Genomic DNA, 5,800 nt, shown 5'->3' with positions numbered 1-5,800 from the left:
GTCTCAGCCCCCCAGGCCAGCGCGAGGTCGTGGTGGCGGGTGCGCTCAGCTCTCGCTGCTGTACAGCACCGGCTTCTCCAGTGCCCGCAGGTCCGCGGGCGCGACGGCCAGCGACACGCACAGGTCGCCCGCGTTGAAGAAGATCTCGTCCTCCGCCAGCAGGTCAACGTCCATCACCAGCGGCAGGCCGAACAGCCCGCCGATCGGCGGCAGCTCGCCGAAGGAGCAGCCGGTGGTCTCGCGCATCTGCTCCTCGGTTCCCAGCCGCACCTCGCGGGCGGACAGCAGCTCCGCGGCCCTGGCGAGGTCCGCGCGCTTCTGCGCGGGCAGCGCGAGGACCGCGAAACCCTTGGCGCCGGGCCGCTTGTGCCGCAGGAACACCGCCTTGGCCTGCTGGGAGTACCGGGTGCCGAGCACCCGGTGGTACTCGTCGGCCGAGGCGGCGCGCTCGTGCTCGATGACCCTCGATGCCACGCCGTTGGCCTCGAAGTACTCCTGAATCCGCTGCGTGACCGCACTCACCGCTGTTGCTCCGTTCCACTGCTCACCCGCGCGGCACCGCCTTGTGCCGCACCACCGACCGCGGAACCGCCCTGTGTCGCGCGGTTCCGCCCGTCATCCTCCAGGACCCGTGGCCCGCCGAACTCGCCGAGGTGCTGCCTGCTGGTGAGTTCGGCCGTGCCCAGGTCGAAGGCCCTGGCGAAGGACAGGCCGCCGGAGAGGTCGTCGACCCCGTCCGCCACGCCACCCAGCGCCGCGGGTGAGTCCACCCAGGACACGTAGGCCGAGCCCGGGGCCAGCACCACGCCGACCTCGCCGTGCACCGGCAGCGAGATCCGCTCCTGGAACCGGTCGAGGGCGGCCCGCAGGGTGCTGTACCAGCCGCCCGCCACCACCAGGTCGGTCCACTCGTGGTCCAGCGCCGCCTTGACGCGCAACTCGGTGCCGGTGAGCACGACCTGCTCCAGGTGGCGGTGCGCGGCCAGCACGACCGCGGCGGCGGGCGCCTCCCGCACCTCGTGGTTCTTGTGCCCGTAGCGGGTGTCCTCGACGCCGTTGAACCGGCCGATCCCGAACCCGCCCGCGCGGGCGTTCAGCTCGGTGAGCAGGTCGCGCAGCGGCAACGCCCTGCCGTCGAGCGAGGTGGGGACACCGCCGGTGAAGCCGAGCACCAGTTCCTCGGGTTCCCGCGTGCTCCGCCCCGGGCCGCGCGTCCAGGCGAAGACGTGCTCGGGCACCCGGTTGGCCACCGAGTCCAGCTCACCGTTCTCGATGACCCTGGCCCAGATGTTGGCGTCCACGCTGTGGATGCCCCGTTCGCCCACCGCGCCCGCGAGCGCCCGCAGCTTCTCCGGCCTGCTGATCCGCTCCTCCAGCAGCGGGTTGCCGACCACCAGCTCCGGGGCCAGGGCGCGGATCGAGTTGTTGAACCGCGCGCAGCTGTTCTGGTGGAACTCCGCGGTGTGCACCACGCAGTCCGCGCCCACCTCCCGCGCGAGGTCCACCGCGATGCGGGCCATCAACGGCCTGCTCAGCGTCGAGGAGACCGGGAAGATGCCCTGGTACAGGCAGTTGGCGCGGATCGCCGGTCGCACGTGCTCCTCGACGAAGGCCTCCGTCGCGTCCACCACGCGCAGCGGGTGGCCCAGCTCGTCGGGCAGCGCGGCCAGCCCGTCGGCGTCGGGGTCGTCGGGGGCGCCGAGCCGCACCGACAGCGCGACCAGGTCGATGCCGCGCTGCGCGGCCCACCACATGAAGTAGCTGCTGTCCAGGCCCCCGGAGTAGAGCAGCACGCACTTGCCCGCCACCCGCTCCAACCCGGCCAGGCTGGAGACGAGGCCGGGCCCGCGGCCCCCGCGCTCAGAAGACAAGGCGGTGCCGCCCGTCGAGGTAGACCCGGCTCGACCACAGGTCGCCGCTGCGCACCAGCACGCGCAGGCACCAGCGGTCGAGGCCGCGCCACTGCGGGGCGAAGCTGCTGCGCCCGTGCAGGACCTTGCGGTTGTCCAGCACCAGCAGGTCCCCCGCCTCCAGCGCGACCTGCGTGGCGCAGCCGCCGCACCGCTGCTCGAACGCGGCCATGGCCCGCTGCGCCCGGTCGTCGATGCCGCGCATGTCGGCGAACTCGGCGTGCACCTCGGGGGCCGAGGACGGGCCGCTGATCAGCGGGATCGGTCCGGAACCCATGGTGTGCCCGCCGAACGACAGCGGCGCCCGCACGTGGAACAGCGGCAGCCGCAGCACCTCCAGGACGTCCTCGGGCAGCCGGGCGCACACGTCCCCGGCCGCGACCACGCTGGTCCGCGCGTCCGCGGTGGGGTCACCGCGCAGGCACAGCAGCGCGACGAAGTCGGGGGAGTGCGGGTGCAGGTGCACCGACTCCGAGTGGTGCGGCAGCACCGCGCGGGCGCCGCTGCTGGACACCGCGTCGGCGGCGGCCCGCGTCGGCAGCACGTGGGTGACCAGGTCGCCGTGGTACTCGCCGCGGTAGCCGTAGGGCTCACCGAGCAGTCGGGTGGTGCCCACCAGGGCCCCGGTGGCCACCGGGGCCAGCCCGCGCGGGTCGCCCCGCTCGCGGTCGGTCGGCGTGGGCGGCAGGTCGCGGTCGACGGGCAGGCCGCGCACGAGCAGCACACCCGGCGCCCCGGGGTCGCGCAGGCCGAGCAAGCCGTGCAGCACTTCGGCGGGCAGGTGCGGCAGGACCGCGGCGGTGGCGTCGTCGGCGAAGGCCGCGTCGTCCCCGCCCGCGCGCACGGGGCCGAGGGCGTCGGCGAGCCGGGCGGCGTGCGGTGCGGGGAGGGTGCGGGTGACGTCGGCCAGGTCGAGCCCGGCGCCGAACGCCGTCGATCGGACCACGAATTCCCCCTGTCACCCGAAATGCTGTTCGCGACCAACAGCCCAATTCGGATGCTAACCACGCCCTCGCGGCTACCCGGTGGAATGTAACGCAGGTCACTTCTGGTTGGTGAAGATGTGGCAACGGCCGGTAGCGGCCATTCGAGCGGAATGGTTGCGATGTTCCCACGGGTGTGTGCTAAGGTGGATTTAGTCACTGTGTGTGACCATGGATAGCAATGGATGAGTAGTAGCCGTCTGATCCGTCTGGGGGAACAGAATGGTCCAAGTGATCGCGGAAAGATAAACGCCGGGCGTGGTGGCTGCCGTTGCCCCGGTGTGCCGCTCGGTGTCCCCGGCTGTCTCGACAACCGCCGTGACCTGCGCTTTTGCCATGGTCGGCGTCGTCGTTCGCCTGTGGGAACCAGCGCCGGACCGCGCCGTGCGCCGTGCCGCGAGTCGGGTGGGGTCGGTTCACCCCCCGCCGGTCGCAATCGCGGTGGCGTACCCCGATGGGGTGCGGGTGGTGTGCCGGGCGGGCTGGTCAAGATCGGGTTTGCGACCCGGTCGCGTTGGTGATCGCGCTATTCCCGGGCTGCGGTCGGCCGGGTTCGGTGAATCGATTCTTTCCGATTCCCGTCTCCTTTGCGCGGTCCGGCGGCCTTCTCCCCGTGCTTTCCGGATAAGGATGACCGGCCGGTCCGGCCGGTTTCTCGCCCTGCCTTGGGGGTCTGTGGTGGAAACGTGGCTGCTCGGCCAGGACGACGTGGGCCGCGTCCTGCGCGTCCTCGGTCGCGACACCGTGATGCGACGGGTGATCGACGCGCTGCGCGCCGCGCTGGCCGACCTCGGCCGGGGCGTCCTGGCCCCCTCGCCACCCCGCACCGGCTTCACCCGGGGCGGGGCGGTCCCCGGTGTCATCGAGGTGATGCCCCACCGCCAACCGGGCCGCGGCGTCACTGTCAAGACGGTCGCCTACAGCCCGCGCAACGCCCGCCGCGCCGGGCTGCCGACGATCCTGGGCACCGTCGCCCGCCTCGACGACGACACCGGCCACCTGGTGGCGCTGGCCGACGGGGTCCTGCTCACCGCCCTGCGCACGGGCGCCGCGTCCGCGGTCGCGACCAGCCTGCTGGCCCACCCGGGCGCCACCACCCTCGGCCTCGTCGGCGCGGGCGCCCAGGCGGTCACCCAGGCGCACGGCCTGGCCCAGGTCCTCGACCTGCGCCGGGTGCTGGTCAGCGACACCGACCCGGCGCACGCGGCGGGCTTGGCGGCGCGCATCGCCTTCCTCGGCCTGGACGTGCGGGTCGCCGCGCCCGCCGAGGTCCTCGCCGGGGCCGACGTGCTGTGCACTGCCACCTCGGTCGAACCCGGCCGGGGCCCGGTCTTCCCCGACGGCCCGCACCGCGAGCACCTGCACGTCAACGCCGTCGGTGCCGACGAGCCGGGCAAGACCGAGCTCCCGCTGTCGCTGCTGCGCCGGGCCCGCGTCTGCGTCGACCACCCCGAGCAGGCCCACGCCGAGGGCGAGTCGCAGCGCTTGGCCCCCGGCGAGGTCGCCGCGACCCTGGACCGGCTGTGCGCCGACCCGGCCGCTGCCGAGGGCTGGCGGCACGGGCTGACCGTGTTCGACTCCACCGGGTTCGCCCTGGAGGACCACGTCGCGCTCGACGTGCTGCTGGCCGCGGCCGAGGAACTCGGGCTCGGCACCAAGGTCGCCATCGAACACCTCCCCGAGGACGTGCTCGACCCCTATGCGACCCGCCGCGCCACCACTGACCACTATGGACAGTCCACCGTGGTCGACGAGTGAGGACGCACACCCCCGAACGGCGGTGTCGTGGGAAAGTGGCGACTGCTGTACTGGTTTGGCAAGGAATCAACCGATACACCGACTGGGGATCATGACCATGCGCAACTCCTTGAAGAACGCCTGTCGGAACGTGCTGGCCGCACTGGTGCTGGCGCTCCCGCTCGTCGCGGCGGGCGCCGGGTCGGCCGCGGCGGCGCCGGAACTGCCGAGCGTCCAGGTCGACGCCCGCGCGTGCAGCGACACCGACCCGACCCCGCAGATCCGCCTGGTGCTCGGCCCGGGCGCCGTCGTCTGCTACGGCGGCTACCGCGGCTCCCTCCGCGTCGACGACCTCTGGGCGACCGGGCTCGCGTCCGGCGGGTACTGGGGCTACGTCACGTGCAACCTGAACCCGAACTACCCGCAGGAGCTGTTCGCGCCCAACGAATTCGTCCCCCTCAGCTGCCCGGTGATGTGGATCGGCATCACCGGCCCGAACTGGACGCCGTGACAGCGGGAAGCACCACCTCCCGCTGACAGTCGCGTGTGGACCCCCCGATGACGGGGGGTCCACACGTGTACCGTGACGAGGACTCCACCCGACGACGGAAACAGGTGCGCGTGATGGGTCCCGGCGGCACACCCCCGGTCGGCGACGCCCCACCCCCCGGGGTGCTCGGGGTGCTGATCCCCAAGCAGGAGATCCTGACCCGCACGCGGGACGCGGTCATCGCCCTGACCTGCTTGCGCGTCCACGAGGAAGGCTGCGTCCTCGAACTGGTCGCCGCGGCCCGCCGGGGCGACCGGCCGCACGAAACCTGGTTCGGCCGCACCGACGCCCAGGCCGGTGCCCTCTTCGCCCCCGTGCCGGGCCGCACCGACCCCGCGGCGGTCCGGGTCCGCGTCGCCCACGCGGGCGCCGACCCCGGCACCCCGCCCCTGCTGCGCGGCAGCGCCGGAACGTCCACACCGGACCTGCTGGAACTCACCCTGCGCTTCTGGCTCTCCCCGAACCCGCCCCCGACCCCGTTCGACCTCGTCGTCGAGTGGCCCGCCGCGGGCATCGCCCCGCACCGCCACCCGATCGACGGCGGGGAGATCGCCGAGGCCGCCCGCCGCGTCCAGCGCTTCTGGTGACCCCGGAGCGCCGCCACCCGCCTCCGGCGGTGC

6 protein-coding genes are annotated in these 5,800 nt (G+C 73.3%); 3 read left to right on the top strand and 3 right to left on the bottom strand.

Annotated elements, in window-relative coordinates; translation table 11 throughout:
• Positions 1-45: 45 nt before the first annotated feature.
• The 3 genes from DFQ13_RS20515 to DFQ13_RS20505 are packed head-to-tail and all read right to left on the bottom strand — an operon-like array spanning position 46 to position 2,856.
• Complete coding sequence (locus DFQ13_RS20515) at positions 46-522, bottom strand: aminoacyl-tRNA deacylase (RefSeq protein WP_035284302.1); 477 nt, start codon at positions 520-522, stop codon at positions 46-48.
• The gene (locus DFQ13_RS20510) at positions 519-1,871 is read right to left on the bottom strand and encodes an argininosuccinate synthase domain-containing protein (protein WP_146241301.1); all 1,353 of its coding nucleotides are present in this window, start codon (positions 1,869-1,871) and stop codon (positions 519-521) included. Before DFQ13_RS20510 ends, DFQ13_RS20515 begins: the two co-directional genes overlap by 4 nt.
• Positions 1,861-2,856: a TauD/TfdA family dioxygenase gene (locus DFQ13_RS20505; RefSeq protein ID WP_052021336.1), complete on the bottom strand. Its 996-nt coding sequence runs from the start codon at positions 2,854-2,856 to the stop codon at positions 1,861-1,863. The genes DFQ13_RS20510 and DFQ13_RS20505 overlap by 11 nt, the downstream gene beginning before the upstream one ends.
• A gap of 715 nt (positions 2,857-3,571) precedes the next feature.
• Between DFQ13_RS20505 and DFQ13_RS20500 the strand changes: the two genes are divergently transcribed.
• From DFQ13_RS20500 to DFQ13_RS20490, 3 genes are all read left to right on the top strand, one after another.
• Positions 3,572-4,651, top strand: a complete 1,080-nt coding sequence (locus DFQ13_RS20500; RefSeq protein ID WP_110081033.1) for an ornithine cyclodeaminase family protein — start codon at positions 3,572-3,574, stop codon at positions 4,649-4,651.
• Between the two features lie 97 nt (positions 4,652-4,748).
• Positions 4,749-5,141 carry a hypothetical protein gene (locus tag DFQ13_RS20495; protein ID WP_110080965.1) on the top strand — a complete coding sequence of 131 codons (393 nt, stop codon included), beginning with the start codon at positions 4,749-4,751 and terminating at the stop codon, positions 5,139-5,141.
• 113 nt (positions 5,142-5,254) lie between these two features.
• The gene (locus tag DFQ13_RS20490) at positions 5,255-5,767 is read left to right on the top strand and encodes a hypothetical protein (protein ID WP_110080964.1); all 513 of its coding nucleotides are present in this window, start codon (positions 5,255-5,257) and stop codon (positions 5,765-5,767) included.
• The last annotated feature ends 33 nt before the right edge of the window (positions 5,768-5,800 follow it).

This window comes from Actinokineospora spheciospongiae (assembly GCF_003182415.1).
Taxonomy (GTDB): Bacteria; Actinomycetota; Actinomycetes; order Mycobacteriales; family Pseudonocardiaceae; genus Actinokineospora; species Actinokineospora spheciospongiae.
Note: the sequence above shows the minus strand (reverse complement) of the source record. Positions and strands in the feature narration are given on the sequence as shown.